The 21,093-nt window shown below is 36.7% G+C and carries 20 protein-coding genes; 5 read left to right on the top strand and 15 right to left on the bottom strand.

The features are described from left to right. Positions 1 to 50: 50 nt before the first annotated feature. Genes BM084_RS04385 through BM084_RS04360 form a run of 6 tightly spaced genes read right to left on the bottom strand, consistent with a single transcriptional unit; the run spans position 51 to position 7,225 of the window. On the bottom strand, positions 51 to 851 hold the full coding sequence (locus BM084_RS04385; RefSeq protein ID WP_093303037.1) for an alpha/beta hydrolase: 801 nt from the start codon (positions 849 to 851) through the stop codon (positions 51 to 53). 1 nt (position 852) lies between these two features. Beyond that, positions 853 to 3,357 carry a glycoside hydrolase family 2 TIM barrel-domain containing protein gene (locus tag BM084_RS04380; protein ID WP_093303035.1) on the bottom strand — a complete coding sequence of 835 codons (2,505 nt, stop codon included), beginning with the start codon at positions 3,355 to 3,357 and terminating at the stop codon, positions 853 to 855. Continuing rightward, positions 3,358 to 4,476: a Zn-dependent alcohol dehydrogenase gene (locus BM084_RS04375; protein ID WP_093303032.1), complete on the bottom strand. Its 1,119-nt coding sequence runs from the start codon at positions 4,474 to 4,476 to the stop codon at positions 3,358 to 3,360. It abuts the gene before it with no gap. Between the two features lie 10 nt (positions 4,477 to 4,486). After that, positions 4,487 to 5,749, bottom strand: coding sequence for an NAD(P)/FAD-dependent oxidoreductase (locus BM084_RS04370; RefSeq protein WP_093303030.1), 1,263 nt, complete (start codon positions 5,747 to 5,749; stop codon positions 4,487 to 4,489). Positions 5,750 to 5,755: 6 nt separating this feature from the next. Continuing rightward, complete coding sequence (locus BM084_RS04365) at positions 5,756 to 6,064, bottom strand: 2Fe-2S iron-sulfur cluster-binding protein (protein ID WP_093303027.1); 309 nt, start codon at positions 6,062 to 6,064, stop codon at positions 5,756 to 5,758. Between the two features lie 3 nt (positions 6,065 to 6,067). Further along, the gene (locus BM084_RS04360; protein WP_093303025.1) at positions 6,068 to 7,225 is read right to left on the bottom strand and encodes a cytochrome P450; all 1,158 of its coding nucleotides are present in this window, start codon (positions 7,223 to 7,225) and stop codon (positions 6,068 to 6,070) included. A 174-nt stretch (positions 7,226 to 7,399) separates the two neighbouring features. Here BM084_RS04360 and BM084_RS04355 point away from each other — a divergent pair, with 174 nt between their 5' ends. Continuing rightward, on the top strand, positions 7,400 to 8,266 hold the full coding sequence (locus tag BM084_RS04355) for an AraC family transcriptional regulator (RefSeq protein ID WP_093303022.1): 867 nt from the start codon (positions 7,400 to 7,402) through the stop codon (positions 8,264 to 8,266). Between the two features lie 762 nt (positions 8,267 to 9,028). Next, positions 9,029 to 9,922 carry a site-specific integrase gene (locus tag BM084_RS04350; RefSeq protein WP_093303020.1) on the top strand — a complete coding sequence of 298 codons (894 nt, stop codon included), beginning with the start codon at positions 9,029 to 9,031 and terminating at the stop codon, positions 9,920 to 9,922. 244 nt (positions 9,923 to 10,166) lie between these two features. Here BM084_RS04350 and BM084_RS04345 read toward each other — a convergent pair whose 3' ends face one another. The 3 genes from BM084_RS04345 to BM084_RS04335 form a co-directional block, all read right to left on the bottom strand. Next, entirely contained in the window at positions 10,167 to 10,916 is a 750-nt protein-coding gene (locus tag BM084_RS04345; RefSeq protein WP_093303017.1) for a hypothetical protein, read from the bottom strand. Between the two features lie 4 nt (positions 10,917 to 10,920). Further along, positions 10,921 to 11,211 (bottom strand): helix-turn-helix domain-containing protein, encoded by a 291-nt coding sequence (locus tag BM084_RS04340; protein ID WP_093303015.1) that lies wholly within the window; start codon positions 11,209 to 11,211, stop codon positions 10,921 to 10,923. A gap of 709 nt (positions 11,212 to 11,920) precedes the next feature. Then, on the bottom strand, positions 11,921 to 12,277 hold the full coding sequence (locus tag BM084_RS04335) for a BfmA/BtgA family mobilization protein (protein ID WP_093303012.1): 357 nt from the start codon (positions 12,275 to 12,277) through the stop codon (positions 11,921 to 11,923). 418 nt (positions 12,278 to 12,695) lie between these two features. Between BM084_RS04335 and BM084_RS19500 the strand changes: the two genes are divergently transcribed. Then, a complete protein-coding gene (locus BM084_RS19500; RefSeq protein ID WP_262506666.1) occupies positions 12,696 to 12,827 on the top strand; it encodes a hypothetical protein in 132 nt (43 codons plus the stop codon). 384 nt (positions 12,828 to 13,211) lie between these two features. Here the strand turns inward: BM084_RS19500 and BM084_RS04330 are convergent, their stop codons facing one another. The 5 genes from BM084_RS04330 to tnpA form a co-directional block, all read right to left on the bottom strand. After that, on the bottom strand, positions 13,212 to 13,595 hold the full coding sequence (locus tag BM084_RS04330) for a hypothetical protein (protein WP_093303010.1): 384 nt from the start codon (positions 13,593 to 13,595) through the stop codon (positions 13,212 to 13,214). A gap of 555 nt (positions 13,596 to 14,150) precedes the next feature. Beyond that, positions 14,151 to 14,660, bottom strand: coding sequence for a hypothetical protein (locus tag BM084_RS04325; protein WP_093303007.1), 510 nt, complete (start codon positions 14,658 to 14,660; stop codon positions 14,151 to 14,153). 30 nt (positions 14,661 to 14,690) lie between these two features. Next, positions 14,691 to 16,160, bottom strand: a complete 1,470-nt coding sequence (gene tnpC, locus BM084_RS04320; protein WP_093303004.1) for an IS66 family transposase — start codon at positions 16,158 to 16,160, stop codon at positions 14,691 to 14,693. 42 nt (positions 16,161 to 16,202) lie between these two features. Further along, complete coding sequence (tnpB, locus tag BM084_RS19665; RefSeq protein ID WP_394333641.1) at positions 16,203 to 16,502, bottom strand: IS66 family insertion sequence element accessory protein TnpB; 300 nt, start codon at positions 16,500 to 16,502, stop codon at positions 16,203 to 16,205. Between the two features lie 53 nt (positions 16,503 to 16,555). Then, the gene (gene tnpA, locus BM084_RS04310; protein ID WP_093302997.1) at positions 16,556 to 16,822 is read right to left on the bottom strand and encodes an IS66 family insertion sequence element accessory protein TnpA; all 267 of its coding nucleotides are present in this window, start codon (positions 16,820 to 16,822) and stop codon (positions 16,556 to 16,558) included. Positions 16,823 to 16,917: 95 nt separating this feature from the next. On the opposite strand from tnpA, the gene xerA reads away from it, so the two are divergent. Both xerA and BM084_RS04300 read left to right on the top strand, forming a co-directional pair. Continuing rightward, positions 16,918 to 17,904 carry a site-specific tyrosine recombinase/integron integrase gene (gene xerA, locus BM084_RS04305; protein ID WP_093302995.1) on the top strand — a complete coding sequence of 329 codons (987 nt, stop codon included), beginning with the start codon at positions 16,918 to 16,920 and terminating at the stop codon, positions 17,902 to 17,904. 74 nt (positions 17,905 to 17,978) lie between these two features. Continuing rightward, positions 17,979 to 19,883 carry an AAA family ATPase gene (locus BM084_RS04300; protein ID WP_093302992.1) on the top strand — a complete coding sequence of 635 codons (1,905 nt, stop codon included), beginning with the start codon at positions 17,979 to 17,981 and terminating at the stop codon, positions 19,881 to 19,883. A 298-nt stretch (positions 19,884 to 20,181) separates the two neighbouring features. Here the strand turns inward: BM084_RS04300 and BM084_RS04295 are convergent. Then, positions 20,182 to 21,093, bottom strand: a 912-nt coding sequence (locus BM084_RS04295; RefSeq protein ID WP_093302989.1) for an IS91 family transposase, incomplete at its 5' end; no start/stop codon positions are given.

The raw sequence follows: 21,093 nt of genomic DNA, 5'->3' as shown, positions 1-21,093 counted from the left end.
CAATGCTTGATAATGAAAGATTAATCCTGAACTTTGAGGCTTTTTTAACTCTAATAATGAAGGTTAAAAAATAACAATGTGTCTTTTATATGTTCCTGCCAATAACTCCATTCATGGGTACCTTCAAATTCTGTATAAATGTGTTTTATATTGGCTTTGGTTAATTTTTTATGAAGTTTCCTGTTATGTTCAATCAATAAATCATCTTTACCACAGTCAAATCTTATTAGGGGCAGCTCATTTTTATGCTCTAACATCATTTCAAAAACACCTTCTTCTTTCTTACCATTTTGGGCATAGTGCTTTTCATTTTCCTCCACGAATAAATGCATTTGAGTAGTATTAGTGATCGAAGAATGACCTGATATGGCTTTATATCTGGTTGCATATTTTGCGCCCAGCCTTAAGGCTCCGTATCCGCCCATAGATAAACCAGCAATAAAAAGATCTGAATTATTGCTGGCTATTTCAATATTTTCGATAACTGCGTTTACTACATCATCTACAATCCATTTTTCAAAGTTCTTATTATTATGAGGCAGATATCCCGAACCATCACCCCAAAGCCCATCTGACGGCATAGCAATGATCACCGGTTTTATCTTACCACTGTCTATCATCTTTTGAGCGGTAAAGTGTACTCCTGCTTTGTGTCCCCATATCCAGGCACTGCCGTACACTCCGTGCATTAGTGTTATTATTGGGATATTCTTGAGGTTTTGAACGTTTGGCACAAATACACAGATATCTCCACGACCTTCGAGGTTAGGGGTTTTTATCGTAATGAACCTTAAATTATTGCTTTCAAATTCAGGATTGGAAATCTCAGTTGTTCTAAATTTTGAAGCCATATTAGTTGACTTTTAAATCATGATTTGTATGCTGCATTTTACCTGAAGAAACACTTAGATTTATAATTCCGGACGAAGTACCTTTTACATAAATTACCGCCTGCCCCCTGAATAATTTTCTCTCAGGTTTCGTAAATGTTTCCAGGTTTGTGGGATCTCCATTCCCACAGGCCATGAAATCACCCGCACCGCTAACATTTATATCAATGCTTTCTTGGTATTGGGGACAGAGGTTGCCATCTTCATCTACAACAGATATCACATAGACCCCAACCTCACCATTCTTAATTGTTGTTTCTTCCGGCTGTATTTCAATTTTGGCAGGTTTACCGGCTGTATTCTTAATTTCAGTAGCTACAGTCTTTCCATTTTCATCATATGCTACAATTTTTATTTCACCTGGTTCATAATGGACATCTTTCCAAACCAGGGCATAGGCTTTTAATAAATCCCAGGTTCCACCCCCTGATGCTTCTCTGGAGAGATTACTGGTCTCAAACGAAAGTTCTTTTAAGGGTTCTTTGGTTTTAATACCATAACTTTTACCATTCACAAAAAGTTCGGCCTTAGGATAGGTTGTATAACAGACTACCGGAATTTCTTTCTGTTCTAATTCCGGCCAGGTCCAGTGCGGAAAAAAATGAAGAACTTCCTTTTTATTTTGCCAATGGGACTGGTATAAGTAAAATTTGTCTTTTTCCAAACCTACTATGTCAATGGGAGCAAAATAAGAGCTGCGTGCTTGTGCATTATGATAGGGCGAAGGCTCGCCAAGATAATCATAACCTGTCCAGACAAACTCCCCATATACTGTTTGGTTCTTTTCCAAAGAAGCAAATTCTTTAACAGGAGGATAACCCCAGGGAACATTGGTATATTCAAAATTACCCGGTTGCCCATCAGGATAAACTGTAGTATTTAATGAAGCACCCCTTTTATCATGAATTGTATCAAAAACAACGGGAAATTTGTAGCTATTTCGTGTGCTTACCGATCCACCGGTTTCACTTGCGTAAAACTTAAGATCAGGATAATTCGCTCGAATAGCGCCATAAATACCTGGTTTATAATTAAACCCAGCCACATCAACCGTTAGTGCCATACCGCTTTCCAGAGCATTTCTGGCAGAATTAAAGCCAGCTGTAGTCGCACGAGTGGTATCAAGGGATTTTACAATAGTATTGAGATAGGAGGTAATATCATTAGGATCACGTTTGTATTGTTCCATTATTTCATTTCCAATGCTCCACATGATTACACTAGGATGATTTCTATCCCTAAGGATCATATTGGTTAGATCCTTTTCAGCCCAATCATCAAAATGTTTGGAGTAACCGTTCCTTACTTTACCAATCTGCCATTCGTCAAAAGCCTCATCTATAGCTAGTATTCCATATTCATCGCAAATATCCAAAGCTTTAGAGGCAGGAGGGTTATGAGAGAAACGTATGGCATTTACTCCCATTTTCTTCAGTTTTTTCACCTGTCGTTCAAATAAGTTGGGATAAAAAGCTGCACCTATAGGACCCAGATCATGATGCATGTTTACACCCTGGAACTGTATTCTTTTACCATTTAAATAAAATCCGTCAACTTTAAATTCGATTTTTCGAATTCCGAAAGGTGTAATGTAGTCATCTATTACTACCCCTCCTTTGAGAATGGTAGTTTTCATTTTATAAAGAATAGGAGACTCTATATCCCAAAGTTTTGGATCTTCAATTTTAAAGGAAACGTTGGTTAATTGTCCATTATGTATACTTAGTTTATCTGTTTCTGAGGCAACTACAGAATTTTGATTGTCTAAAATTTCATTTTTCAGCTGAAATTCCCCATTTCCTGAAATATCAATCTGGCAATTCACGGTAGCAGAATTTTCTGAAACTTCTGGTGTGGTTACAAAAGTTCCCCAGGTTTTAATATGAGTCTTATTGGTTTTTATGAGGGATACTTCACGATAAAGACCGGCTCCAGGATACCATCGGGACTGGCTGTTGAAATTTTCCAATCTAATGGCAATAGTATTTTCCCCTTCTTTTAGAAAAGGGGTAATATCATAATAAAACGGGATGTAACCATTGGGGCGATCTCCAACATGGACACCATTTATGAATAACTGGGAACTACTCATGGCACCGCAAAATAGCAATTGTATTTTTCTGGTATTCAACTCTGAAGCGGTAATATCGATGTTTGTTCTGTACCAGCCAATACCAATAAAAGGTAATGCCCCAGTCCTACCATTCCGATAATCAGGTTTTCTTTCTCCATCTTGGATGACCATGGTTAGCTGAATATCATGCGCAAAATCAAATTCTCCTTCAATGGCCCAATCATGAGGAAGATTAACTTTATTCCAGTTTGAATCATCAAAATCTTTTTTGGAAAAGTTGCCTGCGTCTTCATCAATAAATTTCCAATGATCCAAATTTTGGATTTCTCTTTCCTGTGTGTTGCCAGTAAACGCATAAAGCATAAAAAAGGCTAATACAATATTTTTCATCATCTATTTAAATGTTATTACTCCTTTGGCATTTTTACCACTTAACATATCACTAAAAGCTTGTTGCAAATTCTCCAGAGAATAAGTTCTGGTAATCATTTCATTTAATTTTAGATCACCGTTTTGATAATGATCTATAATTACCGGAAAATCGGTTTGGGGATTACATTTTCCGTAGAGCGGATTTATATAAATTTTGTCCCATTCAAAAAGGCTCATGTCTATAAGTACTTCCTGTTCTATTCCACTCACCTGTACAGCAGTGCCTGCATTCCTTACCATTGCCAGAGGGGCAGCACCCAATTCGGGAATAGCGGTACATTCAAAGGCAAAATCGGCACCTCGGCCATTAGTTAGTTCTTTAACCTTATCTGAAGCTTTCAGAAGACCAGTATCATTCTTATCAGCCAGAATGGTGTGGGTAGCCCCAAATTCAACGGCCATTTCCAGCCTGTGGGGATTGATATCTATTGCTATAATTTTAGAAGCTTTGGAAACTTTTAAACCCTGAATAACATTTAGTCCAACACCACCGGTACCCAACACCACGCTCGAAGCTCCTTCAGGTACTTTAGCCGTATTAACCACAGAGCCAAAACCTGTCATTACCCCGCAACTAATAATACTCGCGGCATCAAACGACATTTGTTGAGATGTATTTTTTACAACGGCAGATTCTTTTACCAGCGTAAATTCTGAAAGGGTTCCAATATTAAAGGACCGAATAATAGGTTCACCTTTCCATAAACTGCCTTCCAGGTGTGCATGTCCTGGAGTATAACCATTCGCTCCTGCCACTACTGGAGAATTATTCTCGCAAATATGTTCATTCTTTTGCTTGCACTGGAAACACTCACCGCAGGGTGTTGCCCAATTGAGAATTACTTTGTCCCCGACTTTGATATTCTTTACCTCATCGCCAACAGCTTCGACAATACCTGCTCCTTCATGTCCCATGATTATGGGTTTACCCCAGTTCAGGGAATCGTGATCTGTATGACATAATCCTGCTGCTTTCACCGCAACCAGAACTTCATCATGTTTGGGGTCCGCAACCTCAATGGTCTCAATGGAAAAGCTCCCATCTCCTTTAGCTAATGCAGCTTTACATGTTCTACTCATTATAAACTATCTATTCTTTTAAAAAACTTTTTGGTTTGATTGGTATGCTGATATCTCTAAGTTTTACTTTGTCTATGGGCTGCTTGCTTTTAATGAATTTACCTCCTAAGACATAAGCTTTCGCATTATTTACGGCGTCTACGGCTAGTAATTCCTCATCTTTAAAATACCAGCATGATTCACAAACCTGATCTCCCTTACCTGGTTCAACCCGTTTTATCACTTCAGTATATCCATAGGACAGACCTACCATTTGTAATTTGACGTCATATTGATCTGACCAGAACCACGGTATAGTATCGTAATGCACCTCTTTCCCGCAGATTGCCGCTGCAGCAACTTTAGATTGATCTACTGCGTTCTGTACCGATTCCAGCCTGACATAGCGTTCGTAGCGAGGATTATAATGAAAAGTACAGTCACCTATGGCAAAAATGTGTTCATTGCTGGTTTGGCAAAACTCATTCACCTTTATTCCATTTTCGATCTCCAGATTGGCTTTGTGAGCCAATTCTAAATTCAACTGAATACCAACTCCTATAACTATAATATCTGCACGATAACTGGTGTTATCATCACACATCACAGTATTATAATTCTCGGTAGACTCAATGGCTATAACATTTTTATTGGTAAGTAACTCCACGTTATGATCTTTATGAAGCCTGGTGAAAAAGTCTGACATTTCTGGAGCGGTCACTCTTGGTAATACCCGCTCCTCTCTTTCCAGAACTGTAATTTCAGCACCAGATTTTTTTAAGGACGCAGCAATCTCTAATCCTATATAGCCACCGCCAATCACCACTACCTGTTTATTTTCTGAAAGACTTACTGCTTTTGCTATACCGGAAGCGTCAAGCAGGTTTCTTAGGGCGAAAACATTTTCAGCCATCTCGAGTCCTTCTATGATGGGGATAAACGGTCGTGCACCCGTGGCCAGTACAAGTTTATCATATTTGTATTTTTCACCGTCATCCAGAGAAATAGATTTATCATTCGAGTCTATTGAGACAATTGTTTTTCCAAGGTGAAGTTTTATATCGTTCTCAATATAATTCTCTGCCGGGAATAACAGGTCTATTTCAGCTTGCTCTTTAGCAGATAAATAGGCTTTAGAAAGTGGCGGCTTATGATAGGGTAAGTTATCATCTTTATCGAATACTTCAATATGTCCGGACCAACCGGCTCTTCTCAAAGAAAAAGCACAATTTACTCCGGCATGACTGGCCCCAATAATTATACATTTCTTTTCGATGTCGGGAAGGCTTTCCATAATTTTCTAATTAGCAACATTCAGTACGATGCCATCAATATTTTCGGTTACCGGGATCTGACAGCCCAGACGACTATAATCGCTAACATTATCATCAAATTCTAACATGTCCTGTTCCATTTCTCCGGGTTCTCCAACCTTCTCCCAAAATTCCGGTTTTACATGAACATGACAGGTGGCACATGAACAAACACCTCCGCAATCACCATCAATGCCGTTAACATTATTTTTAACCGCTAACTCCATTATATTTCCGGAATTACCATCAGTTTTTATAGTTTCATTATCACTGGTAATAAAGGTCACTTTAGCCATATCTTATTTTGAATTAAATTTTACATTTATTTTCTCAAAACCTACTTTGCGTTTGAAATCTCCCAAGTCCTCAATATTCTCTTTTGCGTCCAGAATTTCTATATTCTCCACTTTTTCCATCAAGGTTTCAACAAGCATTTTAATGATTTGCCTTGCGTGGGTTGCACCCAGGCAATTGTGAACACCAAAACCAAAGGCTACATGGGGGTTTATCTTTCTATCCAGAATCACATTATTGGGATCTTCGAAAACCGATGGATCACGATTTGCTGCTGCCCAGACCAGGGAAATTCTTTCATTCTTTTTTACAGCATGTTCACATACCTTGGTATCTTCAGTTGAAACCCGTCCCATTTGCGTTAAAGGGGAGAAGTATCTTATAAGTTCTTCGATAGTAAATTTTAATAGGTTTGGGGATTTTCGTAGTCTATCCAGGGATTCGGGATGTTCCGCAAAATAAGCTATAGTGTTGGTTACGGCATTTATTACTGTGTCTCTTCCTCCAGCAAAGGTTAATACCATAACACCTTTAACTTCCTCCTTGGAAAGTTTTTGTCCATCGATTTCTGCATTCAGCAAAACAGAATACAGATCTTCTCCAGGATTTTCTATACTTTTTTCAATCTGTTCATCGATATAATCATAAAGAATATTGGCCTTAGAGGCGTCCAAAGCGGTTTCCTCACTCCTAAAAACATGAGTTCCCCAGGAGATCCAAGTTTTAGATTCTTCAAAGGGTACATTGAGCAAAAGAGTCAGGGCCCTGGATTGCAATATCAGGGCAAGCTCGCTTACAATATCCACGGTATTAGTATGGATCGCGTTTTCAATTATAATATTGATCTGTTTACGTAAAGCCTTTTGATAACTGTCCTTCAGAGGCCGTTTAAACCATGGTTCAACAAGCTCACGATATGATTTATGTTCTGGCGGGTCTACCTCAAAAGGAATCTGGCGAACATCTCTAATATTAACTTCAGATGGTATTACTATACGTCCAGGTTTTGCTCCAGATTGAAAAGTTTTCCAATTGTGAGCGCATTTTCGAACATCTTTATGTCTGAACAACATAAGAGCAGGATCATTTTGGTCGTTAATTTCGCCAGTACCGTTATTTGCTCTTGAACTTTTAAAAGGATCTGGAAATGTGCTCTTTTTCATGATTTTGTGATTAAGGTTTTTCCTAAGGATATCATTGTCTCACAAAATTGATGAAATATTAATGGTGTTTGATAATCGTTTTTAGCTAATTAAGTGCTTATTTTGATCAAAAATGTGTCTATAAATTAAATTGGACATTATAATTGATTATTTTTATACATAAAACTAAGTTCAGTGAAAGCTCAATTTGAAAAGGTAACTTCTTCTAGGAACAGTTCTTTTAATGCCTTTATTTATTCCGATGAGAGTTTTAATGCCCCTTATCATTTTCATCCGGAATATGAATTAACCTATATCCTGGAAGGTGAGGGAACCAGGCATGTAGGGAATAGCGTTCAGCAATTTGAAGCTGGGGATTTTGTTCTTTTAGGTTCAAATTTACCTCACTGCTGGAAAAATTCCCCTTCATATAATGGTGATGCCAAATCTTTAGTGTTTCAGTGGGATGATGATCTACTGGGTGACGGATGGTTAGAAAAAAATGAGTTTCGAGGTATTCATAAATTACTGGAGAAGGCAGCTCATGGACTAAAGTTAAAAGATGACTTTGAAGGAAATTTACTGGAGAAGTTATCGGGAATTGTAGATCAGCCTCCTATAAAAAGGTTGCTAAGTTTTTTGCATTTACTGGAAGAACTAAGTGCAGCCAATAATTTTGAGACTCTAACAAATATCAATTTTAAGCCTAATTTAAATTTAAAGGCGAATAGCAGAGTTGATAGAATCTACAATTTTGTTCAACAAAACTATCAAAGAAAGATTACCTTAGAAGAGGTTTCAGAAGTAGTTTCAATGGGAAATGAAGCTTTTTGCCGGTTTTTTAAGCGATCATTGAATAAATCTTTTTTTTCCTTCCTAAACGAATACAGGATTAATATGGCCAGTAAAAAACTAATCTACAGCAATAGTCAGGTTGGACAAATAGCATACGATTGTGGATATGATAGCCTGCCCTTTTTTTACAGGCAATTTAAAAAGTTTAAAAATTGTTCTCCACTAAGTTTTAGAAAGTCCTTCAGAAAAGTAAGCGCTCAATCTTAGCTATGAATTTTAAACAAGCGACTTTTCGGCAAACAAAAAGAATATCCGTAAAAAATGATTAGTATAGCGAGGGGTAGAAGGTTTGTATTACGAGAGTAGGGGGTACAAAGAAATTTTGGCAAGTATAAAAAGGTAGGTGTCAATTTAATTATAATTGCTCACCACCTTACTAATTTGGATTTTCGAGGATATTTTAATCGCCTTAACCAATTATGTCAACGGTTTATTAACAAAGGCATTCCTTTGTGTATACCTCAAAATGCAGGTACAGCTTTGTAGGGTACTTCAAATCTGTTATTTCCTTAAATAGTTTACCTAAAAGTGTTTAAGGCAACTTGTAAGAGACCTGAAATAAGATCTTCAGCGCAGTAATTAAAAAGAAGGCCGAGAAAATAATTATAAATTTTGTTGAGAATTGAGGCACTAGCTATCTCAATGATATAGAAAACTAATTTGTTGATTGGAAAAAACCTAAGTAATTTGCGTACGAAAAAACTTTTCAAAAAATATGATTTAAACCATTAAAGCCACAGGAGACTTCCAACGACAGATGCCCAAGGTAGCCAGTGTCAAAGGAGCTTGCACTAAAGATATTTCACAACTAAATCTGGTATATACAGGAAAGAAAAATATATTAAAAAAGAACAGCCTCATCTATAAAACATAATAGCAAATACCTCTGGGACTTGATCCAGAGGTACTACATATTCAGACAACTCTCTTCTACAATATCGGCATCATCTAAGGTCAGTCCTTTCCAGTTTGAACAAGTGCAATAGCACAGGTCAATATGGAAGTGCCGCCGGTACAGCTGAAAGATATAGAAGATATAGAACGGCTAAAAATCACGTAGGGGAATATATAGAAAAGGAGTACAAAGTTTCGGATATTCCAGTAAAAGAGGTAAACCTCAAATTTATTACCGGCTTTGAATATTATTTAAAGACAGAAAGGAACTGTGCGCATAATTCCGCCATTAAATATGTAACAAACTTTAAAAAAATCATTCGCATAGCATTATCAAACGAATGGATAGCAAAAGACCCTTTTCAGAACTGGAAAGGTAAATTAAAAGTGGTAGATCGGGAGTTTCTAACTGAAGTTGAACTTCAGGCGCTGATCTCCAAAGAAATTAAAAATGAGCGACTGGATTTAATTAAAGATATTTTTACGTTTAGTTGCTTTACTGGGCTTAGTTATGCTGAGGTAAAAAAACTCTCAGAAAAGGAAGTGGTAATTGGTATTGATGGTAATAAATGGATTAAAACTAAGAGAACAAAGACCAAGACCAGATGCAGTGTTCCAATTCTTCCGGTAGCAGAGGCTATATTGGAAAAATATTCTTCGCACCCCAAGGTAAGTGAGAAGCGTTTACTTCCAATTTTCAGCAATCAAAAAACGAATGCTTATATTAAGGAGATAGCTGATCTCTGTGGTATCAATAAAAACCTGACATTTCATTTGGCCAGGCATACCTTTGCTACAACTGTAACACTATCTAATGGTGTTCCTATTGAGAGTGTTAGTAAAATGCTGGGGCATAAAAACCTGCAGACTACACAACATTATGCGAAGATTTTGGATAAAAAGGTCAGTGATGATATGGCTGTTCTGAAAGATCATTTAATATCCAAAAATTTCTGGGGCAAGGGCTAATTAAGGTTTTATATCGGCTTATTACTTGAACTAATCTGGCGATCAAAGTATAGAGGTGTTCCTTTTAACTAGTCCAAAAAATGGACTAGTAGAAAACAGGTAGGGTACTAGCTAAAAACGAGCTTTGAAGTAGCTTTGGTTCTCCTATGTTCTAAAAAATAAACAAAGGCGCTATCGCGCTTTAAACATATCAAACTTTGGCCAGTAAGTTTTATAATTTTAATCCTTTCCATAAACCTTTCCTTTATGTTTTCAGCTTTTGCCGCCTTTTAAAAAGAAAAAGAGGGCAAATAGTATCAATTAGCTGAAAACGGTAGTTTCCTTCTACAAAGACAATATTGTTCGGCTTATCATTGTAGTCTAAGCAGAGCTCCATAGCTTTTTTGTTTGGAATAAATGCCTCATAATTCTTTTTAACCTCCAGCAATTTTTGCTTTTGGGCACAATTTTTAAGCCTGCATGCAGTTGCCGGTGAGATATGAAAGATATTACCAATGCCTAATACAGAAAGGGGAGCGGGTGCTTCTTTATAATTGAAGTGAGGAGATAGAAAATGATAGGTACTGCCTTTTATCTGTACGCTTTTCTTTCTCCTTACTTTTCTCCAGAAGTCTTTATGTAGATATCCATAAATAATGGCCCCTGTAATTGCTTTAATGTTTCGGTAAGAATAAAAATCTACCGGATAGGAAAGCCTGACCTTCCAGTTATTCTCGCTTCGTATTCTTTCAAAAGATTTAATGATATAATACCCCGTCCTGTTATTGTATTGCAACCAACCTTTCTTTATCAGAAAGTCAATATACTTTATGGTAGTTTTTCGAGAGCTTATCTCTTCAGTGAGTTCCAGAAATAAGAGTTCGTCATTATCCAGTTTAGTCTTTCCGCATTTGTACAGCAGCTTTAAGGCTAGAAAGAATTGCAGTTTTTTCGCATAGCTTTGTTGCTGTGCGCTGATAAATAACTGGATGGGGACCGAAATTTCCGAAGTCATTTTGCTAAGAATTAGAACATACCCTGTTTTTTCTATGCCGATTGATAAAATCTTTAATATCCTTCAGGCTGTAATAGATCTTTCCTTTTACCTGGGTATATTCAATGAGTCCTTCTTCCCGCCAGTTTTGCGCTGTTTTAGCACTTATTTTAAATAGCTGGATAAAATCGGCATTATCCAGTAAGATAATTCCGGGATCTTTAATCTGCCGGATCCTGAACTCCCTGGTAAGGTGTTCTATTTTAACTTCCAGGGAATGCATACTTACTAAAAATGGGTGGATGTTTTCTTTCATAATTTTATCAGTTTATCATTATATTTTTTTTAAATCGATAGCAATCTCCTCCGAAAATTGTTCTTTTCCGGAAGCAATCATTTTTTAAAACATTTAGCCACAAGACAAATATTTTAAACAAGTCCGCTTTAAACCAATACCGGTTTAAAAGGAAATAATTCCAAGAATGATTTTTTAGATATGTACACTTGTCGGCGAAGTCAAATCAAAAATATGGACAAGCAAGTACTTTAAAAATAGCTATAGTTCAGCTCTTTAAAATTAAATAATATTTTGATTTTAAAACTCTTAAGGGCGATTTTTTTGGCGACATTAAATTTGAAACCATTTGGGATATTTTAATAAAGTAAAACTTAAAAAGCAGCCTTCAAGATTACAAAATCAACCAAAAAGACCCTAAATAAAATGATGGCTTTAAAATCATTTACTTTTTTCATCTGGAGCATTTTCCTTTTTGACGTCGAAAAGGAGCAAAAAGTAGATAGAAATGACAGTTTTTGAGTCCGTCTTTTCATTTACTTCTTTCAGCGCCATCGCATTACCTTTTGATGCTCTTGCATATTCAAGCTTTGAAATTATAGAGGAGCTATAAATAGCCCGGCGTTTTATGCGCTCCGGTTAATTTCAAAGCTTGTTCCTTTAGCAGCAAAAGGGAAGGCGGTAAGCAAGAGGTTTTAAAAGAAAAAGAGCTAAAATTTTGATGGGTAAATTATTTATAAAAATCGGGATGGGTATCGTCTTCTTCATAATCCCTTTTCCGATTTGCGTAATTATTTTTAGGATCTGCTGCCTCCATAAGTGACATCAAAATAGCCAAAGTGGGGTTCACTTTATGCTTTTCCATATTCTTCGTTATGGCGATCACTGCATTGATTCTTTTCTTGATAATATTTTCAATTCGTCTGCCGGTAGGTCCAAAATTTTCTTTGGGAGAAATCTCATTGTAGAAGAAAAAATCCAGCATTCCGGCCAATGCTTCAGAATGTGTTTTGTAATGTGTTCGAGAAAATTGCTGAAAGCGTTCGGCCGTTTTCTTTTCAATAGTAATGTTCTTAACTGCTTTCATAATTCAGTTTTTTTAAAGTTTACTGGTTTTTTGAACCATTATACAGGGCTTACGAGCCTAAAACCAGTAAATCCATAATTTTATAATATTTCTTTTATTTTTAAATAGTTGATAATCAGATATATAAAAACGAAAAGGTATATGTAACTTGGCTCTGCCCGTTACCCTCTTGCTTTACCTTTTCGTCCCACAGGGACAAAAATTTCAACTATTAAATTCAATTTAATAGCGCTTTTGATGAAGAAAAAGTGAATCCTCTTTTTTAAGATTTGAAAAGAAACCTTTCTGAATTTATTATAGAGATATGAGGGAATAAATGAAAATTATATAAAATGGAGGTGGAGAAAAGAAGCTGGAGACGTAATTAAATTTTTATATAATCCATTTCAAGGACTTATGTGGAAAACCAGAACCGAGAATGAAGCGTTTCCGCATTTTCTGTGGAAGAAGCGGAATGGAAGGTGGTGGTTTTTCATTTGTGTCCAGTTGTTTGGGAATGAAGCTCTTTAGCTTGGAGGTACGTAAAGCTAAAGTGCTGAATGGAATGTGAAACAGATGATTTAACTTCAAAAATTATTCAATTCTACTTTTTATTCTTAATATATTGTTAATAACTATAAAATAATCTTCCTAAACTACAAGCTGATAATTTATAGATTTGGATTCCCTACTCTATTTTAGTTTTAAAGTGAACTTGGATAGATTGAAATCAAACCTTGTAGATAGATATGATTTCCAAAATATTCCAGAGTTTTTTAGGTATAAATTATTTCCTACTAGTTTTGGTCATAATATTATACCCGGGAATTAGAAATAGAAGATCTAGACTTTTTTCAAGTACATCAATGTTATTGACCGTGGCGAAGCCTTGTAAATTTTTCAAATTTGGATGAACAAACGGAAGGAATATAAATTAGGGAGATCAATATAAATTTTAAGTTTTTTCCATATAGTTTTGCCAGGTTACGAGAACATATTTCTTTTTTCCGTTTTCATATCTGGTTAGAAAACCAAATTCGTATACAAAAAGGTAAACTTCCTTTTTGCTGTTTTTCCAATAGTGCGTAAAGAAATTAGGATCGAAGCCGTGTTGTTTTAAAATGTCAGCTCTAACCGTAGCTTTTCCCGCTTTGTTGAAGCTTTTTAGAATTCGTCTATTAGTTTTTAATTGTCGGTCTACTTTTGCATAAAATCCGGCAGCTCCTTCTTTGGTTTTTTGATAGTGCCAGGCACTTTTGCAATAGGGATCGCAGAACTTTTTATCTGGACGGCCTTCCAGTTTTTTATTACAGGCCAGACAATATTTTTCAGTTTCCATAATTAAAAAGCCGTTTTTAGTCGTATAATATACGGATAATAAACGTTTTAGGTTTGAAGTCTGTTTACATTTATATAGCGATAAATGAGCAGGCATATGGATAGGAAATATATTACATTAAAGAATTTAATCATTGATAAGGAAAAATGTATAGGATTAAAATTCTTCAGCGATAAAGTAGTGCAGGCTCTGGTAAATGATTTACCTGATGTACAATGGAGGTATCCGTCCGAGCCAGTGTTTTAGAAGTTATAGATTCTGGTCATTTCCGGTAGAGATATATTTTCCGTCCTTCTTATCTACCCCTGCCATTTATAAAAATCTACTGGGTTTCAAAGCACTGAATAAAGCTAAGAATACCTAAAAGGATTATTCCTTTGTTCTCCCGATCCATATTGATTAGTACTGGTCTATTATTATATCTGAAGAGCACAGATGCCCACAAGGATTTAGAGTATCCGTCCGAGCCAGTGTTTTAGAAGTTATAGATTCTGGTCATTTCCGGTAGAGATATATTTTCCGTCCTTCTTATCTACCCCTGCCATTTATAAAAATCTACTGGGTTTCAAAGCACTGAATAAAGCTAAGAATACCTAAAAGGATTATTCCTTTGTTCTCCCGATCCATATTGATTAGTACTGGTCTATTATTATATCTGAAGAGCACAGATGCCCACAAGGATTTAGATTTGAGATTCTGCATTGTATCCGTATAAATCTTTTCTCTGGATTCTTCGGGTTCTCCTTCACTATAATCAAGCATATGCTTATTACCCCTTTGAAGCTTTTCGAACTGGGCCTGGGTCACTTTCTTTTTGGGAAGATTTTCGTTTGATCTAAAATACTCCCATATTAAAAAATAAATTTTCATTATTTCTTCTAACTCCTGCGGGGAAATATCAGCTCTGTAACCTAGAAGAACGGTTAGGAAGAAAGGTTGATGTTTAAATATTTCCTCAGAGATCCTATTTACATATTGCGCATCTAAAGTGTCTATTTTTCGTATCAGCCCAGCTAATTCGGAAGTTTCACTATTGTCCTTTTCATTATAAGTCACTTTCTTCATAATTATATTTTAGTATAAGAGGGAACTTTGCTAAGCTTTTTGATAACCTGGAAGTAATTCCTCTAGTTTTTGGATGCTATGATCAGGTATTCTTTTCAAGGTATCTTCTAACCACTCCTGGGGATTCACTCCCTGCATTTTACAACTCCCAAAGAAGGAATATAACATAGCCGCATTCTGCGCAGCCTTGTGAGAGCCTGCGAAGAGGAAGTTTTTTCGGCCTAGGGCCAACGGACGAATAGCATTCTCAATGAGATTGTTATCCAATTCGATCCTCCCATCTTCAAAGATCACCTCGAACTTAGGATATTGATTTATAAAATACGTCATGGCTTTGCCCATCGCACTTTTAGGCAACACCTTAAACTGTTCTTCCTGGATCCAGGTTTTGATCTGTTGCAGTAGCGGCAGCACCTTTTGTAATCTTAGTTCCTTTCGCATCTCTGCATCCCCGGCTACTGCTTCTTTGATCGCTCGTTCCTCCCTATAAATTTCACTAAATAGGGCTAGTGCTTTTTCTGCCCTTGCTTTATCCTGGTCCAGGGCATCCACAAATTTTCGTCTGGCATGCACCAGGCAACCGGCCATAGTAATATCCGGAGCAACACCGATTTTATCATACACGCTGTACCCATCACATTGGACGTACCCTTTATACCCATCAAGGAGTTCCTTGGGGCCATGTTGTCCACGTCCTTTCCGGTAATTAAAGAGCACCAGTTTTTGCAAGGGGTCGTGATAGACCCATTGGTAGCCTTGATGTGTGCTGCCTTTTTTATCACTATCCAGCACCTTAATTGGACTCTCGTCCGCCTGGATGTACCCGTCTTCCAGGATTTTTTGCTTCAAGGTGTTGTAAAGGGGTTCCAACAGCTGGCAGCAACTCGCCATCCAGTCACTTAAAGTACTGGAGGCTGGTTCCCAGCCAAATTCCCTTTTAAAACGCTGGATTTGGCGATAGAATGGCAAGTGATCGATATACTTGCTCACCAGGATATAAGCCAATAAACAGGCCTCGGCAATAGATTTTTCGATAGGACGCGTGGGTAGGGGCGCGATGACCACCCCTTGCTGGTCATTCCTGGCATATTTAGGACGAATGGTCCGTCTTTTAACCAGGCTGGCCGGGGTGTATTCCAGGGTTTCACTAACTTCCTCACCTATTTTTTTCAGCGTACTTACATCTTCCTCTGGTTCAAGAATGACTTCCCGTACCGGAAGGTGTTCCGGCAAGGTACCACGGCCCGGGTGTTTTTGTTTTTCCCGGGTATAGGTGATGGTTTCTTTTGGAGTAGCTACTTGCCCACTTTTATCTGCATTTTCAGAAAAAAGCGATAGTTGCTGCTCCAGAATTTCAGGAATAAAACGTTCCGATTTAAAGCCCTGGATCAGCTTATAGAGCTGCCCAAGTTGTACCTCCATAGCGGAGATCTTCTCCTTGAAGGCTTCATTGGACGCTCGAAGTTGCTCGTTTTCTCTTTGTAGCTCCTGATAGGTCATCGGGTAGCTAAAATACTACCCTTGATAAAAATATACCAGCATTTAACCGGCTTTTTTATAGCGTTTTCTTCTGGTAATATTGGTGATGGCTACCCCATCGATGAGCATCACCAGTTGGGTGTAATCCAGCTGGATCCCTCCAACGGATTCATCGTAATTGGGCAACTCAAAAGTACCACGTTCCAGTCGCTTGTAGTACAATACAAAGCCCCCGGACTGCCAATGCAAAAGCTTGACCTTATTGCGCGCTTTATTAATAAAAATATAGACCGAACCATCCTGGGGACTATGGCCTAATTCTCCAAGTACCAGACCACATAACCCATCAAAGCTTTTACGCATATCGGTACCAGGAAGGTATAGCTGGTAATTCAGGGAACTGCTTAAAGCAAACATTACAGGGGAATTTCAATTTCTACACCATTACCTAACCGGATATGCATACTCCTGGAGGATGTTGGGGCGGTAGAAGGACTGGCCGACAAGGAAACAAAATTACTTTTTGCTGGTTTTTTGTCTTTCTCCTTGATAAACTTGTTTACCCAGTAGGATAGTTTTCCTTTGCTAATTCCATGGGCACGAGCAAATGCAGTTTGGCTTTGTCCTGATTTATAATAGCTGGTGACCAGCTTACGCATTTCTGAGGTAGAAGATCGAGTCATTTTTAAGTATATTTAGACCGCTAAATTATTACCTACACGGTTCTCAGAAAAGATGCACTTAGACGGACGCATACCAATGGAGTGAGAAGTTCCGCATGAATTATATTTTAAACACACCCGAGAACCTGGAGCTTATATTTAAGACCTTCCGAGGGGTTGCCTGGATCAATTGCAGTCATTTTTATTCTAAGGCAAGTTATGGTCGTGAGGAAGAGCCTGTAAAGATTCAACAGCTGCAAAATAGGGAAGAGGTAAGTGGAAAGCGATATTGCCCTGGAAGTTACCTTAGAAAGTTAGAATTAAAGCGGTATGCCAATAGCACGATCAAAACCTATGTTTCTTGTTTCGAAACTTTCATAAATCATTACAGTGACAGGGAGATAAAGGATTTGAACGAAGAGGATATAAGATTGTATCTTCAGAAATTGATACGAGAGGATTTTTCTCATTCCTATATTAACCAGGCCATTAATGCTATTAAATTTTATTATGAAGTGGTACTGGAAATGCCCAATAGGTTTTATGCTATAGAACGTCCGAGACCTATTGAACAACTGCCTAAGGTCCTGGCTAAAGAGGAAATAATGGCTATTATTGAGCATACTAATAATATTAAACACCGATGTATAGTAAGTTTGCTATATTCGGCCGGATTAAGAAGAATTGAGCTCTTAAATTTAAAATTGGAAGATATTGATAGTAAAAGAATGGTGATTAAGGTAAGATCGGGCAAGGGAAATAAAGATAGGTTTACAATCTTAAGCGAAAAACTACTTGGTGATCTACGAAAATACTATAAAGAATGGCGACCGACTAATTTTTTGTTTGAAGGCCCGGGCAGAAATGCCTATAGTCCCGAAAGTGTTTCGAGTATAGTAAAGAATGCTGCGAAGAAGGCTAACATTAAGAAGAAAGTGACACCTCATATGTTACGACATTCCTTTGCAACCCATCTTTTAGAGAGTGGAACCGATTTACGATATATTCAGGTACTCCTTGGGCATAGAAGCACCAAAACCACAGAGATTTACACGCACGTAGCTACAAATATTTTTTTAAAGATTAAAAATCCACTAGATTAGTCAGGTAAAGACATAATAGATATAAATGTAATACTGCATTTATACGTACGTTAGCTGCAAGATAAAAAAACTCAATGAGTCAAATGGATAAAGAGAAAATAGTCAATTTAATATCTGAAAAGCTGAATGAAATAACAACGATTAAAGAAAAATTTGATTCATTCAGCTTTAAGGAAGAAATAATATCTGATTTCTATAAAGAACTAGTTTTTACTCATAAATATCTCCTCGATATAAATAACGAATTAAGTGAAGACATAATTCCTCAAATATTTTACAGCAAAATACACAACAATATTTCTGCAATTAACACTAGAAATTTGTTCAACACAGTTAATAATCCCCATTATGTATTTAATGAAGAAACCTTAAAATCCTATTGTACTCGTAATCCATTAAAATCACTTGGAGCCTTTGTTACTTACAAATTTTATAAAGACTTAGGCTTTTTTACCGAAAATATTGTAATTGTTGGCGCAAATGGCTCTGGAAAATCAACTCTAGCTAACAATTTAAAAACTATTATTGATGAAAGAGATGGAATAGTTATTCCTGCTCAAAAATTATTGATTCTTCCAACTTTTGATAATACTCCGAATTACAATAGTTCAAGTAAAGAATACGATGAGTACCAAAAAAATTATTTTGATAATAAAGTTACTTATAATGCTTCAAAAACTGGCGACATACCATACACAGAAACTAAAAAATTTGGTTCAGAATACAAATACGTTTTAAAAACATTGATAGCTGAAAGAGCTCATATTAGAAACGTTTTTTGCACAAATTTTTCTAATGATAAGGAAGTAAATAAAAATGACTTACACAGTAAGTTAGATACAGCAATTGAAATCTGGAACTCATTGATAGAACATCGTACAATGTATTTCAATGAAAGTAATGAGCTGATGATCAAAGACCCATCAAATAATAAAATTTATCAAGCTTATAAAATGAGTGATGGTGAAAAAATTATACTTTATTTAATTGGACGAGTTTTATTAACAAAAACTAATTCATTAATTATAATTGATGAGCCGGAAATGTATCTCCATAAGGCTATAGTGAATAAACTTTGGGACAAATTAGAGGTGTTAAAACAAGATTGTATTTTTATATATTTAACACACGATTTAGATTTTGCTTCATCTAGAAAAGCTAAAAAATATTGGATTAAAAATTTCGAATTTCCCATTAAATGGGAAATAGAAAATATACCTGAAAATGAGATTCCTGAAAATCTTCTAATGAAGCTTCTAGGTAGTAGAAAACGAATTTTGTTTTGCGAAGGAAAAAATAACAGTTTGGACATAAGTATATTTGAAATTCTATTTCCAAATTACACTATAACGCCATTATCAAGTTGTACAGATGTTATTAATTATGTACGTTCATTTAACAAAATACCTAATAGAAATGTAGAAGCAATTGGATTTATTGATAGGGATTTTAGAGTTCAAGAACAACTGAATAAATTAGAAGGTGAAAATATTTATTCCTACTCCGTTGCAGAAATCGAAAACCTCTTTTTAATCAAAGAATTTGTTTCAAAATTTGCTGATTATAAAAAAGAAGATATTGATTTACAAAAACTGGAAAAGAAAGTTTTAAAGCTTCTAGAAAATAATAAAGTCTCACAGAGTTCAAATTATGTATCTTCTAATATAAATTACAATTTTTCTGAATCACACGTTAAAAAAGGTAATGATTTTGCAAGCGTAGAGTCAAATCTTGGAACCTTCATAGCTAATTTAGATATTAAAACAGTTTATTCTGAAAGAATACAATTAATTGAAAAAATTATTTCAGATAAGGATTATGAATTAGCAATTAAGATTTATAATAATAAAGGATTATTAGGTGTTGTCGAAGATTTATTTTCTCTAAAATCTAATACATATCGTTTCAAAGCTTTAGATTTTTTAAAAATAAATGTTGAGGCACAAAACATCTTAAAAGCCTCACTTTCTGTAATTTAAAAATCCAGCAGCTAATAACTAAGCGTTCGTGTGGCCGGAACGGCCGAACATGAACGCACTGTTGACTAAACCGGTTCTTTGCCGATTAACTATATATGGGGATTGGTCTGTTTTTAGGAGGTAATATTTGTTAGATAGAATATCTAAACTCTATACAAGATATCGGCTTTTGGCTAGCGACCTAAAGTCAAACTGCTTTTTACTAAGTTTTTTCACAGGCTCTTACAGGGTTTAGTGCCATTTTAAGCGTTTTGGGCCATAGGTTTCCTGTTACGCCCGGAAGAATCGTTTTTAATATTCATTTATTTGATTGTTTTCTTAGTTTTTCCATCCAGTATCCAGGTGGGCCTCGGGCCGTAAAAGTAGTAAGTGTCACCAATTTTCCTTTCTTGCACACCGGGCAAAGCTGGTGTTGTAATGGTTGGCGCTCTTTGAGTTGCACCCGTCCCAGGCTTTTCTGTAGCTGGGTAAGTGTAATTTTTTTATGGTAGGAACTCAAGATTCCATAATGCCGTATGCGAACAAATCCTTTGGGAAGTATATGAAGTGCGAACCGCCTGATGAACTCTGCATCGGATAAACGTAACAAGGATTTTTTTCCCCCGTGGCGGTAGTCCTTTACAGCAAATGTAACGCTTTCATTATCCAGGTTTTTAATTCTGTGGTTACTGATGGCGATCTTGTGGGTATAGCGACCGAGGTATTCCACCACCTGGGCGGGACCTAAAAATGGACGTTTACAATAAACTACCCAATCATATTTAAAAAGGCTTTCGTAGAAGTCTTTAGATTGTGGTTCCAGTTCCTTGCGAAGGGAAGCCACAAAACGGGCTCTAAAAACCTTGCTCATAGCCTTGACCGGGAACAGATATTTTCCATTGCTTTTTGCAGATCTCCATTTGCCACTTTGGGTAATACCACCGCCGGGAACAATGCAATGCAGGTGTGGGTGCAAAGAAAGGTTTTGTCCCCAGGTGTGCAGGATGGCGATCATCCCAGGTTTGGCACCCAGGAATTTATGGTTGGATGCAAAATCCTGGATCACCTGCCAGGTTATTTTAAACAGTAGGCTATACATTTTTTTAGGCTCATACAGGCATAGGTGTTTGAGGGCTGATGGCAGGGTAAAGACCACGTGGAAGTAAGGCACGTTTAGAAGTTCTTCTTCCCGCGCCTGAATCCACTGTTCTTTTTTATGCCCCTGGCACTT

This window comes from Salegentibacter agarivorans, assembly GCF_900113135.1.
Taxonomy (GTDB): Bacteria; Bacteroidota; Bacteroidia; order Flavobacteriales; family Flavobacteriaceae; genus Salegentibacter; species Salegentibacter agarivorans.
This window is presented reverse-complemented; position numbering and strand designations above follow the sequence as displayed.

Excerpts from the sequence above, each read along its gene's own strand:
- BM084_RS04385 (WP_093303037.1), bottom strand. The coding sequence starts at position 851 with ATGGCTTCAAAATTTAGAACAACTGAGATTTCCAATCCTGAATTTGAA.
- BM084_RS04380 (WP_093303035.1), bottom strand. The coding sequence starts at position 3,357 with ATGATGAAAAATATTGTATTAGCCTTTTTTATGCTTTATGCGTTTACT.
- BM084_RS04375 (WP_093303032.1), bottom strand. The coding sequence starts at position 4,476 with ATGAGTAGAACATGTAAAGCTGCATTAGCTAAAGGAGATGGGAGCTTT.
- BM084_RS04370 (WP_093303030.1), bottom strand. The coding sequence starts at position 5,749 with ATGGAAAGCCTTCCCGACATCGAAAAGAAATGTATAATTATTGGGGCC.
- BM084_RS04365 (WP_093303027.1), bottom strand. The coding sequence starts at position 6,064 with ATGGCTAAAGTGACCTTTATTACCAGTGATAATGAAACTATAAAAACT.
- BM084_RS04360 (WP_093303025.1), bottom strand. The coding sequence starts at position 7,225 with ATGAAAAAGAGCACATTTCCAGATCCTTTTAAAAGTTCAAGAGCAAAT.
- BM084_RS04345 (WP_093303017.1), bottom strand. The coding sequence starts at position 10,916 with ATGACTTCGGAAATTTCGGTCCCCATCCAGTTATTTATCAGCGCACAG.
- BM084_RS04340 (WP_093303015.1), bottom strand. The coding sequence starts at position 11,211 with ATGAAAGAAAACATCCACCCATTTTTAGTAAGTATGCATTCCCTGGAA.
- BM084_RS04335 (WP_093303012.1), bottom strand. The coding sequence starts at position 12,277 with ATGAAAGCAGTTAAGAACATTACTATTGAAAAGAAAACGGCCGAACGC.
- BM084_RS19500 (WP_262506666.1), top strand. The coding sequence starts at position 12,696 with ATGAAGCGTTTCCGCATTTTCTGTGGAAGAAGCGGAATGGAAGGTGGT.
- BM084_RS04330 (WP_093303010.1), bottom strand. The coding sequence starts at position 13,595 with ATGGAAACTGAAAAATATTGTCTGGCCTGTAATAAAAAACTGGAAGGC.
- BM084_RS04325 (WP_093303007.1), bottom strand. The coding sequence starts at position 14,660 with ATGAAGAAAGTGACTTATAATGAAAAGGACAATAGTGAAACTTCCGAA.
- tnpC (WP_093303004.1), bottom strand. The coding sequence starts at position 16,160 with ATGACCTATCAGGAGCTACAAAGAGAAAACGAGCAACTTCGAGCGTCC.
- tnpB (WP_394333641.1), bottom strand. The coding sequence starts at position 16,502 with ATGCGTAAAAGCTTTGATGGGTTATGTGGTCTGGTACTTGGAGAATTA.
- tnpA (WP_093302997.1), bottom strand. The coding sequence starts at position 16,822 with ATGACTCGATCTTCTACCTCAGAAATGCGTAAGCTGGTCACCAGCTAT.
- xerA (WP_093302995.1), top strand. The coding sequence starts at position 16,918 with ATGAATTATATTTTAAACACACCCGAGAACCTGGAGCTTATATTTAAG.
- BM084_RS04300 (WP_093302992.1), top strand. The coding sequence starts at position 17,979 with ATGAGTCAAATGGATAAAGAGAAAATAGTCAATTTAATATCTGAAAAG.